Annotated in this window: 18 protein-coding genes; 9 read left to right on the forward strand and 9 right to left on the reverse strand. The window is 49.8% G+C overall.

Annotation, left to right across the window (positions count from 1 at the left end; all coding sequences use genetic code 11):
• Positions 1–42: 42 nt before the first annotated feature.
• Positions 43–1,476: a serine/threonine protein kinase gene (locus IPP66_09880; protein ID MBK9925588.1), complete on the forward strand. Its 1,434-nt coding sequence runs from the start codon at positions 43–45 to the stop codon at positions 1,474–1,476.
• Positions 1,477–1,580: 104 nt separating this feature from the next.
• On the opposite strand, the gene IPP66_09885 is transcribed toward IPP66_09880, so the two are convergent.
• Positions 1,581–1,745 carry a hypothetical protein gene (locus IPP66_09885; protein MBK9925589.1) on the reverse strand — a complete coding sequence of 55 codons (165 nt, stop codon included), beginning with the start codon at positions 1,743–1,745 and terminating at the stop codon, positions 1,581–1,583.
• A gap of 73 nt (positions 1,746–1,818) precedes the next feature.
• On the opposite strand from IPP66_09885, the gene rsmI reads away from it, so the two are divergent.
• From rsmI to IPP66_09900, 3 genes are all read left to right on the forward strand, one after another.
• A complete protein-coding gene (gene rsmI / locus IPP66_09890) occupies positions 1,819–2,658 on the forward strand; it encodes a 16S rRNA (cytidine(1402)-2'-O)-methyltransferase (GenBank protein MBK9925590.1) in 840 nt (279 codons plus the stop codon).
• Positions 2,648–3,754, forward strand: coding sequence for a hypothetical protein (locus IPP66_09895; protein MBK9925591.1), 1,107 nt, complete (start codon positions 2,648–2,650; stop codon positions 3,752–3,754). The genes rsmI and IPP66_09895 overlap by 11 nt, the downstream gene beginning before the upstream one ends.
• A 108-nt stretch (positions 3,755–3,862) precedes the next feature.
• On the forward strand, positions 3,863–5,359 hold the full coding sequence (locus IPP66_09900) for a peptidase S10 (protein MBK9925592.1): 1,497 nt from the start codon (positions 3,863–3,865) through the stop codon (positions 5,357–5,359).
• A 47-nt stretch (positions 5,360–5,406) separates the two neighbouring features.
• On the opposite strand, the gene IPP66_09905 is transcribed toward IPP66_09900, so the two are convergent.
• A complete protein-coding gene (locus tag IPP66_09905; GenBank protein MBK9925593.1) occupies positions 5,407–10,635 on the reverse strand; it encodes an SH3 domain-containing protein in 5,229 nt (1,742 codons plus the stop codon).
• A 151-nt stretch (positions 10,636–10,786) separates the two neighbouring features.
• Here IPP66_09905 and IPP66_09910 point away from each other — a divergent pair, with 151 nt between their 5' ends.
• Positions 10,787–11,851: a bifunctional phosphoglucose/phosphomannose isomerase gene (locus IPP66_09910; protein MBK9925594.1), complete on the forward strand. Its 1,065-nt coding sequence runs from the start codon at positions 10,787–10,789 to the stop codon at positions 11,849–11,851.
• Positions 11,852–12,013: 162 nt separating this feature from the next.
• Here the strand turns inward: IPP66_09910 and IPP66_09915 are convergent, their stop codons facing one another.
• Positions 12,014–12,976 (reverse strand): aldo/keto reductase, encoded by a 963-nt coding sequence (locus IPP66_09915; GenBank protein MBK9925595.1) that lies wholly within the window; start codon positions 12,974–12,976, stop codon positions 12,014–12,016.
• Between the two features lie 27 nt (positions 12,977–13,003).
• Positions 13,004–13,399: a MerR family transcriptional regulator gene (locus IPP66_09920; protein ID MBK9925596.1), complete on the reverse strand. Its 396-nt coding sequence runs from the start codon at positions 13,397–13,399 to the stop codon at positions 13,004–13,006.
• A gap of 179 nt (positions 13,400–13,578) precedes the next feature.
• On the opposite strand from IPP66_09920, the gene IPP66_09925 reads away from it, so the two are divergent.
• The gene (locus IPP66_09925) at positions 13,579–15,258 is read left to right on the forward strand and encodes a DUF2207 domain-containing protein (GenBank protein MBK9925597.1); all 1,680 of its coding nucleotides are present in this window, start codon (positions 13,579–13,581) and stop codon (positions 15,256–15,258) included.
• Between the two features lie 60 nt (positions 15,259–15,318).
• Here IPP66_09925 and IPP66_09930 read toward each other — a convergent pair whose 3' ends face one another.
• The 5 genes from IPP66_09930 to IPP66_09950 form a co-directional block, all read right to left on the reverse strand.
• Positions 15,319–16,476, reverse strand: coding sequence for a glycoside hydrolase family 27 protein (locus IPP66_09930; protein MBK9925598.1), 1,158 nt, complete (start codon positions 16,474–16,476; stop codon positions 15,319–15,321).
• Positions 16,477–16,509: 33 nt separating this feature from the next.
• The gene (locus IPP66_09935) at positions 16,510–17,472 is read right to left on the reverse strand and encodes a toll/interleukin-1 receptor domain-containing protein (GenBank protein MBK9925599.1); all 963 of its coding nucleotides are present in this window, start codon (positions 17,470–17,472) and stop codon (positions 16,510–16,512) included.
• A 186-nt stretch (positions 17,473–17,658) separates the two neighbouring features.
• Positions 17,659–17,898, reverse strand: a complete 240-nt coding sequence (locus IPP66_09940; protein MBK9925600.1) for a hypothetical protein — start codon at positions 17,896–17,898, stop codon at positions 17,659–17,661.
• The gene (locus IPP66_09945) at positions 17,867–18,160 is read right to left on the reverse strand and encodes a BrnT family toxin (protein ID MBK9925601.1); all 294 of its coding nucleotides are present in this window, start codon (positions 18,158–18,160) and stop codon (positions 17,867–17,869) included. Before IPP66_09945 ends, IPP66_09940 begins: the two co-directional genes overlap by 32 nt.
• Positions 18,161–18,201: 41 nt before the next feature.
• Positions 18,202–18,795, reverse strand: a complete 594-nt coding sequence (locus tag IPP66_09950; protein MBK9925602.1) for a lysophospholipid acyltransferase family protein — start codon at positions 18,793–18,795, stop codon at positions 18,202–18,204.
• A gap of 146 nt (positions 18,796–18,941) precedes the next feature.
• On the opposite strand from IPP66_09950, the gene IPP66_09955 reads away from it, so the two are divergent.
• Genes IPP66_09955 through IPP66_09965 form a run of 3 tightly spaced genes read left to right on the forward strand, consistent with a single transcriptional unit; the run spans position 18,942 to position 21,414 of the window.
• A complete protein-coding gene (locus IPP66_09955) occupies positions 18,942–19,790 on the forward strand; it encodes a sulfotransferase domain-containing protein (GenBank protein MBK9925603.1) in 849 nt (282 codons plus the stop codon).
• 51 nt (positions 19,791–19,841) lie between these two features.
• A complete protein-coding gene (locus IPP66_09960; GenBank protein MBK9925604.1) occupies positions 19,842–20,039 on the forward strand; it encodes a hypothetical protein in 198 nt (65 codons plus the stop codon).
• The gene (locus IPP66_09965) at positions 20,029–21,414 is read left to right on the forward strand and encodes a class I SAM-dependent methyltransferase (GenBank protein ID MBK9925605.1); all 1,386 of its coding nucleotides are present in this window, start codon (positions 20,029–20,031) and stop codon (positions 21,412–21,414) included. Before IPP66_09960 ends, IPP66_09965 begins: the two co-directional genes overlap by 11 nt.
• Position 21,415: the final 1 nt, after the last annotated feature.

The raw sequence follows: 21,415 nt of genomic DNA on the forward strand, positions 1-21,415 counted from the left end.
TTTACCTTTTCAGATACTCTCTGTCTGGTTATACTATGCCGCATGGAACTCACAAACATTGGAAGATATGAGATCAAAAAAGAACTGGGACGCGGTGGCATGGCGACGGTCTATCATGCGTTTGATACCAGCTTTAATCGCGAAGTGGCCATCAAGATATTGCCGCGTGAATTTCTTCATAACCCACAATTTTTAGATCGTTTCCAGCGTGAAGTAAAGACCATCGCGCAATTGGAGCATCCGGCGATTGTGCCGGTCTATGATGTAGGTGAGCATGATGGGATTCCCTATTTTGTCATGCGGTATATGCCCGGCGGTTCACTGTCCGATATGATCAAAAAGGGACGTTTCAGTCCTGAAGATACCGCGCGAATTGTGGAGCGGTTGGCTTCGGCGTTGTCGTATGCCCATCGCAAGGGTGTCATTCACCGTGACCTCAAACCCGATAATATTCTTTTTAATGAAGATGCTTATCCGTTCATTTCGGATTTTGGGATCGCGAAAATCTCAGAGTCCCAAACCAACCTGACAGGGAGCGGGATCATCGGTACGCCCGCATACATGAGCCCTGAACAGGCCACGGGCGATGCTCTCGATCATCGCAGTGATGTGTACGGGCTGGGCGTGATCGTCTATCAAATGTTGACCGGGCAACAACCCTATAATGCAGATACTCCCATGGGTGTGGCGATCAAACACGTCACCGACCCTGTGCCCGATATCCGCTTGATCGCTTCAGACCTCTCTGAAGAATTGGCTGATGTCATGAAGAAAGTACTTGCCAAAAATCGTGACGAGCGATATTCGAGCGCTGTGGAATTTGCGCGTGCGTTGAATCAGGTTGTCTTTGGTAGTCCCGGCGCGATCCAAGAATCCTCACCGACCATCCGCTTGATCGAAAAGGAAAAAGAATCTCCTGCGAAGAATAAAATGTTATATATCGCTGGTGGGATTGTCGTTGGGATGCTTTTGTTGGGCGCGTTGATCTTCGGTGGAATCAAGTTATTCGGAAGCCAGAATGCAGTAGTTCCCACAGCTACGCAACAAATTGTCCCGGTGACGGAAGCTCTTGCAACCAATACAGTCGCCGATGCCTTTTTGCCGATGTGCAAGCCACCTCAAAAACCACCCATTGAATCCATGATCAATGAAACAAATAGGGCTTGTACGCGTGGCGTTCCCTACACAACCTATGAGATTCCCAAAGGTGCTACGTTCGAGACCCTGAACAGTGAATTCAAGTGTTCCGTTGTAGGAAGCAAAGGTGATAAGGACCTAATCGCCTGCACAGGGAAACCCTTGTTCACTTTTGACCTCAAGGTATGTATACCCCAGGTTGCGCCTGCCCTTGTTATGGATTCGGGCAAGTGCCCAGCCAATGCAGGTCTTAACGAAGCGGACCAGTGTTGTGCGCCAGCCCCCAAAGATGATGCCGGGTGCATAATTTTCCAAGCGGAAACAACAGGTTGTAATTAAACAAAACAGAATGGATCGGGCGGCGCACATGCTGCCCGATTTTCATTTAAAAATAAAACCAGCCCGCATGGGGCTGGTCTGCTTGGTGCAAAAAGGGAAGTTGACTACTGTTCCTGGCTGACTGTCTGTTTTTCTTCGCTTGTTTCTTCCGTCTTTACTTCAACTTCCTCTTTGGTCTTCTCCAGTTTGCGCTTTAGCTTTTCCTCTTTTTTCTTCTGCTTGGCGATTTCTTTTTGACGTTTTTCGTATTTGTAGTTTGGCTTCGGCATTACGCGCTCCTTTCAAGGCGGATTTTTGAATGCTTAAAAATCATTATAGCATCAACGATGATAAAATCATTGCATGGGCACACTTTATCTTATTGCAACCCCCATCGGCAATCTCGAAGATATGTCACCACGTGCGGTTCGCATTTTGAAGGAAGCGACCCTCATCGCGGCTGAGGATACACGTCACACCGGCAAGCTTCTCAAACACTTTGAGATCGAAACTCCTCTCACAAGTTACTTCGAACACAACAAACTCAATAAATTGGATTTCATCCTCGAAAAGCTTTCACTGGGAGATGTGGCTCTGGTCTCGGATGCAGGGACTCCCGCGATCAACGACCCCGGCTACGAACTCGTCAAAGCCGCCCTCGCCTCGAACTTTAACGTTGTGCCTGTTCCCGGCCCATCGGCCCCTATCGCCGCCTTGACCGTTTCCGGCCTGCCCACGGACTCATTCCTGTACCTCGGTTACCTTCCAAGCAAGACCAGTGAACGCCATAAGTTCGTGGAGCAGATCGCCAGCCTGCCTTACACATTGATCTTTCTCGAATCCCCTCATCGCATCGTTGAATCGCTTGAAGATATTTTGTCTGTGTTAGGTGACCGTCGCATCTGTGTGGCCCGCGAAATGACCAAGATGTTCGAAGAATACTGGCGTGGGACGTTGAACGGGGCGGTGGAATATTTCAAGTCCCAGCCTGCTAGAGGGGAATTCACATTGGTAGTGGAAGGCAAGCCAAAAGACACGAACGAAAAATGGACCGAAGAACAATTGCTCGAGGCCATTAAAGAGGAATTGCTGGAAGAAAAATCAGCAAAGGATATTTCAATTGAATTAGCTAAACGAAGCGGGTGGAATAAAAAAGAGATCTATCGCATGGTAACTCATCGTGGTGATGAAGATGAATCTTGAAATTAAGCCTGTGGAAAATGATGCAGAGAGTGCTCCTGTCTCTTTACCGGTCCCGCTTATGTGGTGGGGACGGGTTTTATATGGTCTTTTTGTAACGATTACAACTGCGCTTGCTTTTTGGGGCACTGATTTCTTCAAACCCGAATGGCAGGATGGACAATTCAAATCGTATCTGACCCTGTTTCTCTTCCCTGAAGCTTCTTTGTTGTTCATTTTGTTATTGGCGTATTCTATTATCTGCTATTTACTTCTCCTGGTTGCTCCCGCTCGTTTCTCAGAGTCGTTCATTGTCCGTTTGGGAATTTATACAGGCGCTTTTCTTGCTTTGCAGTACAGTATCATCACGTTGATCTGGTCTGTTGCATCTTCTGTTTCAGTGATCATCGTTCTTCTGCTTTGGGCATCTCCCTTCATTCTCTTATTCTTATACCGACTAGCCATCACAAAGTGGACATCTCGTGATGTAAATAAGTTCTTGCTAATCTTGGTGTTAATCGGTTTCCTGCTTGCCCTCGTGCTCACAAGGGGTAGTGCCTTGTTGTTGATGTTGGCAGCGTTTGCGCTGGCTTCACCGTTCTGGTCACTCATGATCTCTTCGCGGGCCGCAATCTGGTTATTCAAAAATCACGAAACGAAATTCACCCTCCCGCACGGACTTGGACTTGTTGCATGGCTTTCTGCTTACGTGGCTGCGTGGCGTTTTGATATCCTCAAAATGTATGAGCTATACACGGCCTTGCCTCCACAGCCGCCTCCTGATTGCTATATCGCCACTGCCGCCGCACACGGACATCCGCGATTTGTCCGTTCGTGGACTGTCAAACGTGCGGACGGAAAATTGTTGAAGGTGAACGCTCAATTGCAGATCCTGAAGTGTGCCGAATTGGCATTAGCGGCAACATACCCGAATATACACAAGCATCTTCGTAAACTGTATGATGTCATTGGGAAGTCTTTGGCGCGCAGGATTCAGAATCCATTTCTGGCAGATGGTGCGTATTTGTTGTTAAAGCCTTTTGAATGGGCGTCGAGAAAAGTTCTACGATTGATCGTCCATGAGATTGATGTGGTTGCCAGGTCCATGTATATTATGTAGTCACAGCTGGATACACTTTTCCAGACCCTTCTCCAGAACCATGACTTGTTTTTGCAAGTGGTTGTACAATCTAAAAGTCATATTCAATTTATAAGATGAGGTACAGTTATGGCAGAAGCAAAGAAGCAGGAAGAGAAACTTGCCCTGAGCAAGGCCGAAGGGAAGGAAGAAAAGACAACACCGAAAGATAACCTTGTCATTACCAAACACAAGGTGACCATCGGTGGCAAAGAGATCAAGTACACGGTCACAGCGGGGACGATGATCTTGAAAGAGGAAACAGCTGATCGTGAGAAAGAAGCGGAGGGGGAGAAGCCGCGTGCACAGATCTTCTTCATCGCATATACCAAAGATGGTGTGACCGATAAGTCCAAGCGTCCCATCACGTTTTCATTCAATGGCGGGCCGGGCTCATCGTCTGTGTGGCTGCACCTTGGGGTGTTGGGTCCACGCCGCGTGGTGTTGACCGATGAAGGTGAATTGCCCAAGCCGCCATTCAAGTTGACGGATAATCAATTTTCCATTTTGGATGACACCGACTTGGTGTTCATTGACCCGATGAATACGGGCTATACCCGCCCTGTGGATGGGGTGGCGCCGAAGGAATGGCACGGCTTCAAAAAGGATATTCAACTGGTGGGTGATTTCATTCGCCTGTATACCACACGCAACAACCGCTGGCTTTCGCCGAAGTTTCTGGCGGGTGAATCGTATGGTACAACGCGCTCGGCCGGGCTCTCGGGTTATTTGCAAGAACGGCATGGCATGTATTTGAACGGCTTGATGTTGATCTCGGTGGTGCTTGATTTCGGGACGATTGATTTCAATCTCAATAACGATCTGCCGAATATTCTGTTTGTGCCGGGCTATGCCGCCACGGCCTGGTATCACGATGTGCCCAACCCCAAGCGGACTTTGCAGGCATGGCTCAAAGAAGCGGAGGAGTTTGCACTCGGCGAGTATGCCCATGCTTTGCTCAAAGGGGATTCGTTGAGCAAAGACGAACGCGCGAAGATCGTCAAGAAACTTTCTTATTACACGGGCATCTCGGAACAGTTTATCGAGCGTGCAAATTTACGTCTCAACGATCAACTGTACTTCAAGGAACTTCTGCGTGAACGCGGACAAACCGTTGGCCGCCTCGATAGCCGTTTGTTGGGACGTGACCGATTGGGAGTCACACAACACGCGGAATATGATCCGCTGTTGACGAACGTGCTGGGCCCATATACTGCTACGTTCTACGATTATGTCCGTGCGGAGTTGAAATACGAATCAGACCTGCCTTACGAGATCTTGAGCGAGTTCGTGCATCCGTGGTCATATAAAGAGTTTGAGAATTCGTATGTCAATGTGGGAGAGACGTTGCGCTCTGCGATGTCCATCAACCCGTATCTCAAGGTGTTGGCGGCCAATGGATATTACGATCTTGGTACCCCATACTTCGCAACGGAATATACGTTCGATCATCTTGGCTTGAACGAAGACCAGCGTAAGAATGTCACAATGGAATATTATGAAGCGGGGCATATGATGTATATCCATATGCCCTCGCTCAAGAAGATGAAGAAAGATCTTTCGAAGTTTTTGAAGAGCGCGATGTAGCTTTGATGTTCTGGCGAGGGCTTAGCCCTCGCCAGAATGTTTAATAGTTATGGCTCCCAGACAATATTCACCATGCCGTAGACGTACGGCTGGCCGTTGACATACTCGATGCCAACCAACAATGTACGGAAATCGAGATTCTGGCCAGTGGCGGGTTTGTATACATGATAGAAGCGAATGTTCGGGTAAGGCCAAGGCCGTGAAAGATTGAATACCTTTGTAAGATCATCGCAATAGGTTTCGCGGTTCGGGGCATTCAACGCATCTACATACTTTGGTTTCACCACATCGTTGAACGTGCCGGTATCCGGTATTCCGCTTGGGCCGCCACCCCAATTGTAGACCGTGCTGTTTGTGTAAATGTTCGCGGATGTTGCCTGTGTGAAGTTAACGCCGGGGCCATATGCCCACAAGTGCATGTTCACGCCGTGTGTTGCGCTGACGATCGGCCCAAGCAAACTCCCATTCGATTGCACCATACTTTGCTTGACCTGCTCGATCAAAGGCAGGATGCGGCTATCCGCGCAGAAGGCGGCGTGCGTGACGTACTCCGTCAGATAATAGGAATTGACCCAGCCCGTCACTCCGTCACTCTTGCGGACTTCAACCCACACGGCTCCATCCGCACTGGCAGTTGCTCCGGTTTCCATGACATCTGTCGCATCTGAAGCAAAGTACCCAACAATTGACTGGCTGACGCCAGCCGCCGAGCGGATGTTCAACACATCGTTTTGTGCCACATTCACCACTGCATACGGCCCGATTAAGGTTGAGGGAGTCACGAATCCTGTTGGCGCGATGAGGGTACTGTGCCAGTACAGGCTTCCATTCGCGCGTTGTGTCACATAGAGGATTGCCTCTGACCGGCTATCGGAACCCCAGCCTGAAACGAATAAACCATACGATTTAGCCGGGTCGAGTCCCATGATCGAATAGGGATTCGATCCGCCCAGTAGAGTGGTCAAGTCCTTGCTGGCATTCGGTATCAATGTGACGGTAAGCCCGGTCCGTAAGGACTCAATGGCCTGATCGGACGGGTACGAAGTTCCTTGTGATTGCCAGTAGGCGAATCCGAGAGATGCATCCATCATGGGCGGCAATGCGTTGAAGTTGCGCGCGTTCAGTGTATCCACAAGTGTTTGCGCGAAAGCGGATGGGCTTTGAGCGGGCGTGGATGTGGTAGATTGAACTGGCTGTGGCCAGGGCGGTTCGACGGGTCCAGCGTACCCATGCTTTTCCTGTACGTATACACGTCCATGTGATGGGACACTACAACCCGGCTCATCCTTCGCGACAACGATAGACGTGGTGTTACTGCCAAGGGTTTCAAAGATGATCTTCCCGGCTTCACACCTCCATACTTCGAGGATGTATTGGTGCATGGATGAGTCTTCATAGTCTCCGACGCTTATCGGGACCGGCGCCCAACTGACCCCAACGCTGTTCCCGTTTCGAGACGCACTTGCCCACGCTGGAGCCGGGTAATACGGTGACACAGGTATTTTTGCAATGCCTGTTGGATAGACGATGGGCAGGGCATTGCGGTCACCGGTTATGGTTAGATAATTAGCGTTGACCCAGCACTTGTTCGTGCCGCTGACCCAGACCCAGTTGTTGGCATCGGTACGTCCGATGAGTGTGATGTTCGCACCCAAATTGAGTGCGTACAGATAGAGATATTCCACGCCCGGGCCATAGCGGCAACTGAGCTTGTCAGCGGTCACTTTGGCCTTGAGGCTTGTGACCGGTGCAGTGGGGGTAAAGGTCGGCGTCGGTGGGACAGGTGTAAAGGTCGGAGTGGGAGGCGGGTTGCCAGAGAGAAGTGTCCACGTGCGGCCACCGTCTGATGTCCGATACAGAGCCGTGGCTCCGCTATCGGAATATTGAGTCAACCAACCTGTCGTTGTCGACACGAAGTCGAGGTTGTTTATATTGTCACCAAAGTTGATGTTGGGGATCACATCCACCCAACTGGCACCGGTGTTGCTGGTGGTGCGGAACTTGCCATTGCGACCCCATGTGATGGCATTGGTGGCAGTGATAACATCTGCGGTGTAGCTTGGGCGCACGAACGATGAAGAGATCGTCCATGTGGAGCCGCCGTTGGTTGTGCGATAGAGGAACAAGTCTGGCCCACTTGCATCGATACCCATCCACACAGGAATAACACCGCTCGTAGAACTGAAGAATTTTGGAGCGTTGGTATTTACGTAAGCATTCGTATACCCTGATGGGATCGTCATGCTTTGCTTTGTCCACGTGACGCCACTGTCGGTTGTCTTGTAGAGATAGACAGACCCGCTGAGTGGTGAATCACCGCTTACCCAACCTGTGGTCGCGTTGATGAAGGTCATGCCGGTCTTATGTCCGCTGAGTGGCAGGGTGGTGCCGGTACCGGATGTAGTTGGATCATTGTTATATTTTGCCGTCCATGTTGCGCCGCCATCGGTTGTCTTATACAGGATGACAGATTGTTTGTTCATGGCCGCGCCGGTGATCTCAAGCATATAGCCAGTATTATTGTCAACGAATCGGAGATGACCACTGTTGAGGAACGGAACACTGAACGACGACCAGTTCAAACCTCCATTGGTTGTGCGATAAAGCACACCGGATGAATACGCCCAAGCCGTGGACGCGTTCGGGAAGAATCCGCCGGTGATCGAGGTGACTCCGGGCAGCATACTGTACCAAGTCGCGCCGCCATTCGTGGTGCGTAACAGATAGGAATTACCAATTGCCCAGCCATTGGATGCATCGATCATATATAGTGAGCTGATGTTCGGTGAACTGATCAATACGCCAGTGTTAGGTGTGATGGTGGGTGGTACGGGTGTCAATGAAGGAGGCAATGGCGTGAAGGATGGCGTGATCGTTGGTGGCGCCGGGTATGTAAATGTGGACATCATCTGATCGAATATAGCCGACTCAGCTACACGGTCAAATTCAGGTTTGGGTGGGTCAAAGCTCCCTGCATTCAAATAGTGCAATACGAAGCCCATGCTTATACAATTTGTATCTTTGACAGTTGAGTAAGCAACCCAATCGTGGAAATTACCAGCGCCGGCGTCTCCACCAGTCTGTTTGAGGAAGGCGATGCCGTTGATCGTCACTGTTTCAGTTGAGCTCAACATGGAACTTGTTGCAAACGGGCTTTGACATGTGCCAGTGTTGGGAGCGACACCCGCCAGGAGATATTTCTCAGTGAGGTTCGTGCCTGCTGTGATGGGCAGGTTCATCAACAACGATTCAGGGAATTGATTGAAGATCTGTGCCTGAGGTGGATACTTGAATTGGAATCCGTAGGTGGGGTTGTTATACGTCAACCAATTGTTGGTAGGTGGTGTGATCGTCGGCGGGGTGGGATTCACATACGTGCGAACGATGACTGGAGAGCCCCATCGTACGAGGTCGCCTGTCGCACTGCCTGCGGCCAACACGGTCAGGATAAAACGCACGCTTCTCCCCGCCAATGGAGTCAGGTCCACATCCACCATGTTGTTCTTCTTGTCGTTTTGTTCGCGCCACGTCCAGAAGTTGAAGATACTTCCATTGGGAGCCATATAGTCGAGACGCAGGGTGGCATAACAACTGTAGCCATACTCGCATCCAACCACTGTGCTGAAGTGGTCGCCGGGTTGCACGGTCAATGCGGGATATGTCCCTTGAATGTAGCCGTTATATTTATTTTGAGGGGCCATCAACAATGTGGGGAGTGGTCCCATTGTCCCATCTTCGAGATGCGAGAAACCATCCGCGATGATGAGGCCGTTGATATCGCCCACTTTACCTGGGCAGGGTAATGGGCCAGCACCACTCTTCCATTGCGCAGAGCAGACATTCTGCCAGAAGTTGTAGCCGTTCTCTTGTGGTGCATCACCGGCCACGTTGATCTCGATCCAGAACGGATTCGATGCGTTCGTGCCGATGCCAAACATGGTTCCGCTGGCGTTGGCAAGGATCCAGAATCCACGATATTGGCCGGGGGTGCCGGGGGCGACCATGTTAATGGTCAGGTCAACGGTTGCGCCGGGTGCTACTCGTAACGGCATGTTGACCGAGGTGGGGGCACTCATTTGTTCGCCGCTGTAATACATGGCTTTGTAGTCGGTTGTCCATGCGCAGGTGCCGGTATTTTTTAGCCGCCATGTTTTGCTGAACACTGCGCCGGGGGCAAAGATCGTTCCATCCGGCACGTTGACATCGGTGACAAAGGATGCACGGTCGCAGCCTGTTGGCGCGATGGTGGGAGGTGGAGACTGTATCGGCGTTTGAGTCGGTGTGAGAGGTGGAAGCGGAGTCAAGGTCGAAGGAGGCGCGGGTGGTTGTCCTGCTCCCGCACGCACGATGCGAGGCGATCCCCAAATGGCGCGGTCACCACTGGCTGATCCGCTTGCGAGGAGCACGAGTACGAATCGAACCTTTTGCCCGGCGAGTGCGCTCAAGTCAATGTTTGCGCGATAGAAACGTTTGTCGTATGATTCTTTCCATGTCCACAATGTTTTTTGAACGTTATTCGGCAGGATGTAATCAACGCGGAACGTGGCATAACAGCCCGTTGCGCCAAACTCACAACTGACAAGTGTTTGCAGTTTATCGCCCTGCTGAATTTGGAATTCGGGATACGTAGCCTGAATATATCCGTTGAGTTTGTTTTGCGGGACAGTTAAAAGCCCGGGCATCGAATCGTAAGAATCATCTTCAAGGTGAGGCTGATTCACTTGATAAGCATAGCCACGATAATCGCCACTCGCGCCGGGGTAGGGGAGCAGGCCTGCGCCACTCTTCCATTGTGCATAGGTGGCGTTGGCAACGAAATCATAGATCACCGCGCTGGCATCGATCACATTGATATCCACCCAGAATGCATCGGTACCTGAATCGCCAATACCAAACTGCACGTTAGATGCGTTAGCGAATTTCCACAACCCCTTGAAATGCCCAGCCGTTGTCGGCGCTTTTAAATTCACTGAGATGTCGAGCATCTGCCCCGGCGGTACGCTTACAGGAACCTTCACTGAGGTCGGCGCGCCCATTGCATCACCACCTACCTGTAAGATCTTGTAGGATGTTGTCCACGTGCAGGTGCCAGCGTTCAAGAAGCGCCATGTTTTCGTAAATGTTGCACCTGGTACAAATGCCGCTCCATCGGGCACGGTGATGTCAGAAACAAATTGCGCCTGGTCGCAAACTGTTGCGGCGTAGGCATGTGGCACGGTCTGCCCCAGTAAGAGCGTTGCCAGTAAAACCATGCTCAAAAGTTTTTGCTTGAACATGGGAACCTCCTTTGGACTCCCAACGGGGAATCGAGTACATTGACGTCACTTTATCATTACACTTCCTGACCCTCCGTAACCTATCAATTTCAATGCAAATTTCGCGGGATTTGTTGTAGAATCCAGTTAAGTACACTATTTGGGAGAAATCATGAATCTTGATGACTTGGACCGTTTCAAACAGATCGACAGCCTTAATATGCTTGGGGAAATCGACAATTTACCCGACCAGCTTGGTTACGCCTACCGGCTGGGCCTAAAACACCAACTCCCTGATTGGAAGGACTTTCGCCATGCCGTGATCGCAGGCATGGGATCTTCTGCCATTGGGGCTGATCTGCTAACCTCGTATTGCGCGTCTTTCTCCCCGATACCTGTTTCCGTCCATCGAAACTATGACTTGCCCCTCTTTGCGCGCGGCGCAGAGACGTTGGTCATTTGCTCCTCACACTCCGGCAACACCGAAGAGACCCTCTCCGCTTTTGAAGCCGCGCGCAAAGCCGAGTGTCGCCTCATTGTCGTGACAACAGGCGGCGAACTCGCAAAACGCGCCAAAGAGAACAATATTCCTTTGTGGGCATTCGATCACGCCAATAAATCCCATACGGCTATTGGATTTTCATTCGGGTTGTTATTGGCAATGTTCCAACGCTTGGGTTTCATCCCCGATCAAAAAGAAGCTGTGGACGATGCTGTTGTATCCATGAAACGTTCGCAAGGATATTTGAAAGCGGATGTGATCGCTGCGAAGAATCCCGCCAAACGGTATGCAGGTCAATTGATGGGGAGGTGGGTCACGATCATGGGCTCAGACTTAATGGCTCCCGTGGCCCGTCGCTGGAAGGGACAGTTGAACGAGATCGCCAAAGCAGGTGCAAACTTCGATTTCATTCCCGAAGCCGACCACAATTCTTTGGCTGGCACACTGAATCATCAAGAGACTCTCAATGCGCACACGATTGCTCTCTTCCTGCGCGCAGATTCAGACCACCCTCGTAACAGATTGCGTTCCGATATGACCCGTCAGGCCTTCATGCTCGAAGGCTTGAACACCGATCACGTGGATGCACGTGGCAACACACCGCTCGCTCAAATATGGACAACGATCCTGTTCGGGGATTACATGGCCTATTATCTCGCAATGGCCTATGGCGTTGATCCCACGCCGACAGATGCAATGGATGAGTTCAAAAGGATAATGGCGGAGGCAAAATAATAAGCGGACTCTGAAACGGATTCACGGATCGAACGGATGAATGCAAAACGGGAAGGTGAAACACACCTTCCCGTTTTACTTTTGGAATCAGGGAGCTTGCTCCCGTTATTTCAACCAGCATACTCTAAAGAGTACACGAGCTGGTTGAGTCCAAAACAGAAATCATCTCCCCAACAACGAATTGATCTCTTTCATCTGCCCTGTTGTCAGTGGACCAAACTGCATAGCTTTTGCGTTCTCTTCCACCTGTGCGATAGTCTTGAAGCCTGGGATGGGAACTGTCTTTTCACTGCGCGCCCAGATCCATGCCAGCGCGCCCTGCACCAGTGTGCGACCGTCGCTCGTGAGGATCTCACGTATCTTTTCCAGTTGATCAAGCGTTGGAGCAAAGAAATGATCTTTTGACCAATCATCATTGCGGACATCATTCTGCGGGAAAGCGGAATTCTTGGAATACTTGCCGCTCAAGGCTCCGCGTGCCAATGGACTGCGGTTCACACTTGCCAGATTTAGTTCGTCACATAACGCCAGCATTTCTGGAGCATCGAGAACAACATTTAAGTCGTGTTGGATGGCAACACAATGTTTTCCTTGTGCAAAAGCTCTTGCACCTTCAACAGAATCGGTGCTCCAACCATAGTATCGGATTTTCCCGTCCTTCACGAGCGACTCCAACAGGTCAACCATCGCAGGCACTTTCTTGATGGGATAATCCCACACATGTAGTTGATACAGGTCAATGACATCTGTGTTCAGGCGGCGCAGGCTGTCTTCGCATTCCTGCCGAATATATTGGAGATGATCATCCGTACGAAATGTCACGTGCTTTTCGGCTACATTGACGTTGAAACCGAATTTTGTCGCAATGACAACCTGATCCCGTTTCCCTTCCAGGGCACGCGCCAGGATTTGTTCACTATGTCCTGTTCCATATGTTGCGGCGGTGTCGAAGAAGTTGACGCCGAGATCGAGCGCGGTATGAATGGCACGCACCGACTCGTTGTCGTTAATATCACCCCAACCACCTTCACTATCTAGCCACTTCCACGGACCGCCGATGGCCCAGCATCCCAGCCCCATCGGGCTGACTTTTAATCCAGAGTGTCCTAACGTCCGTTGAGACATTGTAGTTATTGTGTTCATTTTATCCTTTCAAGCCTTTTCAAGCATTTGTTCTTCAACAACCTTTGAGTAATAATCAATCTTGTAGTGGATCAGTTTCAAGTGTTCGTTCATCTCATCAATATGAGACTCGACCTTATCCCGAAGCGCCATCAGCATCTCCACACGTTCAGGGAGAGTTTCATCGCCCTGCCGTTGCAGTTCCGCATACCGTTGCATATCCTTAATGGACATGCCTGTGGCGCGCAGTTTGAGAAGGAAGTTGATCCAGCCGACATCGTCTGCGGTGTAACAACGGCGGGTGTTTTCCTCTCGATTGATGGGGTGGATCAGCCCGATACGCTCGTAGTAGCGGAGCGTGTGGGGCGTCAACCCCGTCGCTTTGGCAACTTCTTGAATGGTGAGTTTTTCTTTTTGGATATCCATGCCCCTAATATACATCTTAGAGTGTGCTCTAAGTCAAGGGTTTTCAACAACAAAATTGGACATGATCCAACCACGGATACTTATGATTCCACCATGATGACCAAGTTAACAGCAGGTAAACTATTTGAGAAGCCTCCAACTTTTATGCTAGGATAGCGTACATCTTCATAAGAGGAACCATGAACCATAAATTTCTTGTCTCTTTCAGCCTTGTGCTTTTGCTCTCGCTCTGCCTCGTCAACCCGGCGCTGGCCGAGAAGTCTTATTATGCCGAACGCTTCGATGTGCAAGTGGATGTTCAGGAGAATGGCTCTGCACTTATCACGGAAACGGTTGAATTCCGCTTCAGTGGTGATCCCTTCACCTTTGTCTTTCGTGATGTTTCGGCTGACAAAACAGATGGCCTAACGTTTGTGGATGCCAGTATGGATGGCAAGCTTATGCCGCTCGGTGTTGGACCTGGACAAGTGGAGGTCGAGGCGGGAAATCCGCTCAAGCTGAAGTGGCATTTCTCCCCGATATCTGATTCGGCGCATATTTTTGTGGTTCGCTATCAGGCCGATGGAGTCATCCGCAAGGGCGATGCTGACTCGCTAATCTGGTTTGCCGTTCCTACGGACCATGATTATCGAATCAACCAATCCACGATCACGTTGACTTTCCCAACGGGAACGGCGCCTCTCAACGCCCCGACTCTCAGCCGTGACTTTGAATCCACCTCACGAGACGGACGCATCGTTCTCACCACGAGCGGACTCGTGTCCGAAGAAGCTTTGGTCATCACTGCAAACTTTCCGCTAAACAGCCTGACGCAAGCCGCGCCACAATGGCAGATACAAGCTGAGCAAAAAGCCGCCGCGACCTCAAAAGCACTGCCATTTGGGATATTCACAAGTCTGGCTACCCTCGTGCTTGGTGGGTTGGGACTATTCACGTATGCCCGCAACAATCGCCGTGAGTTGATGCTCAGCCCGGTCGTTTCCACGCCTACACCGCCAGCGGATGTGCCGCCTGCGGTGATCGGCAAGCTGGTTGGCATGTATACCTTTATGGGCACGATCTTCGATCTGGCTCAGCGCGGTATTCTTGAAGTGATAGAGGAAAAGGGTACATGGGGCACCAAAACATTTATGTTGACTCGTAAAGACTCTACAGCTCCGCTTAACTTGCACGAACAAAGTTTATTGGAAGCTGTGTTCAAGAACGGCGAAACACAGGTCAATATGAGCGAAGTGCCAACACGGATGACCTACAAGAAGAATCTTTTTGAGGAACGACTTGAACAGGAACTTATCCAGCGTGGTTGGCTGGATGTTGAACTGAAACAAAAACGCACACAACTCATCGGCTTGGGTGTGATCGCGATGTTCGTTGTGTTGGTAGTGTTTATCGGTACACTCCTGCTAGGGTTTGGCGTTGCCACATCTGTGAACACAGCCGTATTAACTGCCATCTTTGCGGGTGTGTGCATGGGATTGTTTATCCTTTCTCTGGCTTTGTTCATCTATGCTAGTGCGTTCTCGATTCTGACTCCCAGCGGAGAGGAGCAAGCCGTTCGTTGGAAGGGATTTGCTGAATACCTCAAGCAAGCCAGCAAAGGCAGGGAGCCTGCCATCAGTCCCGATTACTTTGAAAAATATCTGGCATATGCCGCAGTATTTGGTTTAGGCACTCCATGGGCCAAGTACTTTCAAGATTTGGGTGGTGTGCCATTGCCGTTCTGGTTCCATACCATGGCAGGAAGCCACAGTGACTTTGGTGCCATGGTCGCGGTCATGTCTGCCTCAGATGCCAGTAGCGTTGGCGGTGCAGGGGCGGCCGCAGGTGCCTCAGGCGGGGGATCCAGCGGGGCTGGGTAAAAAGTAACAACCACGGACTCAATTGTCCGCGGTTGTTTTTATTTAATAGGTAGGTATGATTTAGTGAGAAGAAATTTTTAGCAGAAGCGTTTCGTGTGGTTTGACCATGAGTGGCAGTTCTGTTTTGAAATCGGCGATGTCTTGACCGAGCCAGAGATTGCGGGCGAGTTTGGGCGTATCGAGCAGACCGATATCGCGGGCGCGGAGGGAGATGTCTTGGGCGAAGGAGCCGCGATTCGTGACTGAGACAGCTGTCCCGTTATCTGCGAGGCGTTTGATCCAGATGTCGCATGAGCCGATCTGTTTGATCCGTCGCGCGGGAATCCCAAGTGCGTCCTGATTGATCGCAAGCACTTCACGGTTCATCAAAAGGGAGGCGGAGTCGGAATCCAATTTGCGGATGTCACATCCGATCATGAGCGGGGAGCAAGCCATGACCCACACGGACATGTGCGTTTGATATTCGAGGAACGACATGCCTGTGCCGCCGATCTGCCCCTTGCCTTTGAGACCGACGACGAGCATGTCGAGGTCGTTCCAACCACCGGGGCCGCCGTGCGTGTGGACGTCTTGTGCGATGTCGATGGAGACATCGATGCCGATGGCGTTCCAGCCGCCTTCGGTGTGGACGTTGACCCACGAATCGAACACATCGCCAGAGACGCGCCACATGTGACCGCCGACTTCGCGCCCCCACAAATGCGGACTCTGATTGCCCCACTCGCACAACGAGTAGAGAAACTCACGCCCTGAATTGCGGAGCGCTTCGCCCATGCGCGTGTAGCGTTCGATGGCAATGGCTTGATCGAAGAGTGGCGCGTGGCAGTAATCATATTTGAGGAAGTCGAGATCCCACGATGCCCAGAGCTTTGCATCCTGATCTTCGAAGCCGAGACTGCCGAGATAGCCGCCGCAGGTTTTCTCTGCCGCATCGGAATAGATGCCGAGCTTGAAACCTTTCTCGTGGACATACTCTGCCAGCGCTTTGATTCCGTTGGGGAATTTTTCGGGGTCGGGGATGAGGTCGCCGTTGCTGTCGCGGCGATCTTTGACCGACCAGCAATCGTCAATGACGATGTAGTTGTAGCCGCAGTCTTTGAGTCCCGATGTGACGAGAGCATCCGCGGTTTCACGGACAACGGTCTCGTTGATGTTGTGTCCGAATGTGTTCCATGAGTTCCAGCCCATGGGTGGGGTGAGGGCGAGGGAGGATGGCATGATGATGATTTCTTTAATTTCCCTTTCTATAGTTCATTTTCGAGATTTTTTTATTCGAATTGATTTAGATGTTGTATTTTTTGTTTCACCAATCTCACATTCTAATATTATGTAAAGAATATTTAGTGCGTGAGAAATGACTTGCCCTGCTCTTGATGTCCAAAGATTTGCAAGTGAAGGTCCAATTTCATTTAGAACACGCCAACGGAATTCCTTGACAACCTTTTCTTGAAACAGAGCCAAGTCATCAAGGAAGAGTTTTTCTTTCTCTTTCAAGATTTCCCTAGCTATTATCTCTGTCTTATATTCCAAAGTGTCTCGCCAAAATGCATTGTTGCCTTTCTCGTTATCCAACTCCAAAGACAAAGTTTCATGATCGGCTCTTATTGATCTTTCTGATTGTTTTATAGCATCATCAATCTTTTTCTTTATTTGCAAAAACACTTCCAAGTTAACTTTGTTATTTCTAGGGATGTATCTAAGAGAATATCTATTGTAGGCACTAGAATATATATCCCATTTTGCCTTAATCTTAGGGTCACTATATTGTTCAAGCGCTTTTGCAAGTTGGAATACCATGTCGTCATCGGTTTTAGCTATTCCGAAAACAGTTAGTAATTCTGCCAAACCCTTCTCGTAAGCCCCTGTGAAGTTCGCATATCGCTTTGTCTTTAAGACTGATGGTATTTCAATTGGTTGAAAAAGTAGTGGTAATACAATGGTTCGTTGTTCCTCAATTTCCCGTAATTTTGCCAGATTCAATTCCTCTGTTACCCACTTTGATTTAAGTGCGTTTTTAGTAATGACTAATGCAAGATAATCTGAAGACCTTATTCCATCATAAACTCCCTGAATGATGTCATGCCCAACTAGTATTTCCCAACTGTCATACCAAACATAAAGTCCGTTGATAAGCAAGTCATGAGCAAGTTTATCAACAATAGCCTTGTCTTTGCTTGAATAGCTAATAAAAACTTTCTGACGATCCTCAGGCATAAATTCCATCTCCTATATTTTGCAGAAAAACTGAGTATCAAAATCGATAAAACATCAACTCTCCAGTGTAATATACTTCCGCCTCGGATTGATCCCCGCCATCCCTGTGAAATACCCTTGATCGGTTTTGCCCTCACCCCGTTCCTCTCCCGCAGGGAGAGGGGGATGTTGCGTTGGTTATGGTAATTACTTCGCAGGCGTTTTTATTTTTCCTTCTGGCATCGCTGAGATCAAGGCGCGCAAAGCTTTATTGACTTGTTCCGTTGTGCTAAAAACTTTTGCCACATCGTCGTCAAGCAAAACCACAACAGGACCGTCTTTCATCTTTTTGGCAAAGCGGTTTGGCTTCGCTTTTTTGTAGTCAAAGCGATATTCGGAAGCCATTTCCTTGATTTTATGGGGTTTGGGAGTGGGCGTTTTCTTCATAATCTTTTTTCTCTTGGTTGGTGGCGGGTCGCGCCGTAATGATGCGGACTACATCTTCATATCGTTCTACGAAACAAACAAGCAATAATTTACTCAATGATGAAATCCCAATAATGATCTCGCGATGTTCCTCTTCCGAATGTTTTTCATCGTCAAAGATGAGAGCGAGTGGGTCTTTGAAGACAGTTACTGCTTCATCAAAGCTGATGCCGTGTTTTCTCAGATTGGCTTTTGCCTTGTTGGGATCCCATTGAAATTTCATAAGCAAAGTATAGCCCTAAATTTTACTGAACTCAACAGCAATTATCTTACCAGCGTTATATACTTCCGCCTCGGATTGATCCCCACCATCCCTGCGAAAAATCCCTGAATGGACTTCATGTCCGTTTCGATATCATCGGTGGGATGAAACACCTGTCCCACATGGACAGTTTTGTTCTTACCATCTACAACTGCCATCACGATGGGAATCCCTGCGTTTTTGGCGATGTGATAAAAGCCGCGCTTCCATTCGGTGACGTGGTGACGTGTCCCTTCGGGGGCGATGGTCAGGATGAAATGTTCGGACTTATTGCAGGCTTCCACCATTTGGTCAACCAGCCCTGTGGATTTTTTGCGGTCAACAGGCACGCCGCCGCAATAGCGGAAGAAGAATCCATGTGGCGGGCGGAACAACTCCACTTTGCCCATGTAGCGCACGTTTGCCCGTAGCGTGAAGATGATCCCAAGGAAGAGAACAAAGTCCCAGTTGGAGGAATGTGGCGCACCGATCAACACGTATTTCGGCAGGTCTGGGAGAGTCCCGTCCACGCGCCAGCCGACCAGTCGCATAATCAGCCTGGCGATGTAGTGCAATATCCTACTGAGAATGGGGGTGTTGAAGATGGTTGTTTTCATGGTTACACTATATAACCCTGAGTATCTGTGAATGCGTCGCACCAGACGGGTGGATTTTTCCTATTAACTGGCACAATTTACGCGGGTAGATTTATCACATCGAATAAGGTGCGACGCATCCTCGTAAACTGTGGTTAAATATCCGCATGTCATTGAAATCATCGCTCCGCTCCATTGTATACCAAACCGAAAAGGGGATGCAACAAATCCGTTTTGTTTCTCAGCCTCAAAATTTGCCAACCCTGCTTGGTATTTCCTTCCCCAAAAGCGGAACGCACCTGCTTGATCAGATCCTGCTCGGCTTTGCGAACGTCGCTCCGTATGCCAAGCGTCTGCATTCTTTTTATGCTGAATATGAAGGCGAAAGCGGAGTCAAGCGTGCACCCGAGCAGGCACTTCGCTGGCTCGATTCACTTAGCCCACGTGATGTAGCGTCCGCGCATTTGTTTGCGCGGCCCGATGCCGTTAAACGAGTTGTTTCGCCCAACTTCATTCCCTATTTCATCTTTCGTGACCCGCGCGATGTGGTTGTCTCACATGTTTTCTACGTCACCGATATGGAAGCGCGCCACGTCCATCACGCGTATTATCAGTCCCTGCCTGATTTTGACGCGCGGCTCAAGGTCAGCATTTTGGGGCGACAGGACACCGATATTGAATTCCCCAACGTCGCTGAACGCTTCGCTCCGTATTTGGGTTGGCTCGATCAGCCTCAAGTGTTGACCATTCACTTCGAAGACCTGATCAATGACCGGGTCCAGACTTTGACGCGCATCATGGATCACTTCCTAGCTCGCGGGGCGCTTCAAGCGTCCCGACAGTTGATTCTTGATTCGTTAGAGTCATCCATCAACCCGACAAAATCCCCAACCTATCGCTCGGGAAAAACAGGGGAGTGGAAAAAACACTTCACCAGCGAGCATAAAAAGATATTCAAAGATGTTGCAGGGGATTTGTTGATAAAATTGGGCTTCGAAATGGGTTTGGATTGGTAAATGTTTCCGTTTGTTGAAATTGCTTGAACGTAATCTATATTTGGAGAAAAAATGATCATACTTGCTTCACAACTCTTGAGTCATCGACTCTATCTCGATCCTGGTTCTGGGTCCATTTTGTTGCAGATCGTGTTGGCGGCGCTTCTTGGCGCAGGAGTTCTTATCCGCTCGCAATGGGCGAAGATCAAATCCCTGTTCAAGGGCAAGAACACAGACTTAGCGGAGGATGATTCGGACGATGAAGAATAATGTCCGTTTAGCCGCATCCTTCCGTGACCCGAACGGTTTCATCTTTAAACGGGATGGCGTGCTGTATCGTCAAGTTAACCAATCGTACTCCGCAGAATATTCCCTGTTAATGGAATCTGGCTTATATGCCAGATTGGTCAAGGCGGGCTTGTTGGTTTCTCATGAAGAAGTGAACGTAACGCCTGCCGAGTCTGCACAAGCCTTCAAGGTGATCCAGCCAGAATATGTACCTTTCATCTCTTATCCGTATGAATGGTCATTTGGCCTTTTGAAAGAGGCCGCCCTCGCAACACTCTCCATTCAAAAGCGCGCGCTCAAAGCAGGCATGACCCTCAAAGATGCCAGCGCGTACAACATCCAATTTGTCCGTGGCAAAGCGGCGTTGATCGACTCGTTGTCGTTTGATATCTATCATGAAGGCGAACCGTGGGTGGCGTATCGTCAATTCTGCCAGCACTTTCTTGCGCCTCTGGCTTTAATGTCTCATACGGATGTTCGACTCAATCAGCTTTTACGCGTCTATATCGACGGCGTCCCTCTTGATCTTGCTTCCCGTCTGTTGCCCTTCGCTTCTCGTCTCGACTTTGGCCTGCTCACACACATTCATCTTCATGCGCGTCTGCAAGCGGGTTCCGCCGATCAAACCAAACCGCAAAAGAGTGCGTCTGGCACAATGACAAAGCAAGCCATGCAAGGGTTGATCGAAAATCTTGAGGCAACCGTAAAGAAATTAAATTGGAAACCCGCAGGTACTGAGTGGGGGAATTACTACGACATCACCAATTATTCCGACAAAGCCTTTCAACACAAACAGACTCTTGTATCGAACTGGATTTCACGTGTTGCCCCCAAGTTGGTTTGGGACCTTGGCGCCAACGATGGCACCTTCAGTCGTCTCGCAAGCGACAAAGACATTCTCGCGGTCTCTTTCGATATTGACCCTGCCGCAGTGGAACAAAACTATCAAAAGGTCAAAGCCAAGAGCGAGAAGAGTATCGTCCCTCTCTTGCTCGATCTGACCAACCCAAGTCCTGCCATTGGCTGGCATAACCGTGAACGAGAATCCTTCATCGAGCGTGCTCCCGCAGATTTGGTGCTTGCGCTGGCGTTAATCCATCACTTGGCGATATCCAACAACGTGCCCCTGCCTCAATTGGCTGATTTCTTCGCCGATGCAGGGAAGTGGCTGGTGATCGAGTTCGTGCCCAAGTCCGATTCACAGGTACAGAAATTATTAACAAGCCGCAAGGATATTTTCCCGAACTATACGCGTGAGTCCTTTGAAGAAGCCTTTGCAGAACGGTTTACGATCCGTGAAAAGGTGGCTGTTGAAGAATCGGAACGGTTTCTGTATTTGATGGAAAAAAGAGATTGAT

Origin of the sequence: Candidatus Defluviilinea proxima (assembly GCA_016721115.1) — a bacterium.
GTDB classification, from domain to species: Bacteria; Chloroflexota; Anaerolineae; order Anaerolineales; family Villigracilaceae; genus Defluviilinea; species Defluviilinea proxima.

Coding starts and splice junctions, on each gene's coding strand:
- IPP66_09880 (MBK9925588.1), top strand. CDS start 43: ATGGAACTCACAAACATTGGAAGATATGAGATCAAAAAAGAACTGGGA.
- IPP66_09885 (MBK9925589.1), bottom strand. CDS start 1,745: ATGCCGAAGCCAAACTACAAATACGAAAAACGTCAAAAAGAAATCGCC.
- rsmI (MBK9925590.1), top strand. CDS start 1,819: ATGGGCACACTTTATCTTATTGCAACCCCCATCGGCAATCTCGAAGAT.
- IPP66_09895 (MBK9925591.1), top strand. CDS start 2,648: ATGAATCTTGAAATTAAGCCTGTGGAAAATGATGCAGAGAGTGCTCCT.
- IPP66_09900 (MBK9925592.1), top strand. CDS start 3,863: ATGGCAGAAGCAAAGAAGCAGGAAGAGAAACTTGCCCTGAGCAAGGCC.
- IPP66_09905 (MBK9925593.1), bottom strand. CDS start 10,635: ATGTTCAAGCAAAAACTTTTGAGCATGGTTTTACTGGCAACGCTCTTA.
- IPP66_09910 (MBK9925594.1), top strand. CDS start 10,787: ATGAATCTTGATGACTTGGACCGTTTCAAACAGATCGACAGCCTTAAT.
- IPP66_09915 (MBK9925595.1), bottom strand. CDS start 12,976: ATGTCTCAACGGACGTTAGGACACTCTGGATTAAAAGTCAGCCCGATG.
- IPP66_09920 (MBK9925596.1), bottom strand. CDS start 13,399: ATGGATATCCAAAAAGAAAAACTCACCATTCAAGAAGTTGCCAAAGCG.
- IPP66_09925 (MBK9925597.1), top strand. CDS start 13,579: ATGAACCATAAATTTCTTGTCTCTTTCAGCCTTGTGCTTTTGCTCTCG.
- IPP66_09930 (MBK9925598.1), bottom strand. CDS start 16,476: ATGCCATCCTCCCTCGCCCTCACCCCACCCATGGGCTGGAACTCATGG.
- IPP66_09935 (MBK9925599.1), bottom strand. CDS start 17,472: ATGCCTGAGGATCGTCAGAAAGTTTTTATTAGCTATTCAAGCAAAGAC.
- IPP66_09940 (MBK9925600.1), bottom strand. CDS start 17,898: ATGAAGAAAACGCCCACTCCCAAACCCCATAAAATCAAGGAAATGGCT.
- IPP66_09945 (MBK9925601.1), bottom strand. CDS start 18,160: ATGAAATTTCAATGGGATCCCAACAAGGCAAAAGCCAATCTGAGAAAA.
- IPP66_09950 (MBK9925602.1), bottom strand. CDS start 18,795: ATGAAAACAACCATCTTCAACACCCCCATTCTCAGTAGGATATTGCAC.
- IPP66_09955 (MBK9925603.1), top strand. CDS start 18,942: ATGTCATTGAAATCATCGCTCCGCTCCATTGTATACCAAACCGAAAAG.
- IPP66_09960 (MBK9925604.1), top strand. CDS start 19,842: ATGATCATACTTGCTTCACAACTCTTGAGTCATCGACTCTATCTCGAT.
- IPP66_09965 (MBK9925605.1), top strand. CDS start 20,029: ATGAAGAATAATGTCCGTTTAGCCGCATCCTTCCGTGACCCGAACGGT.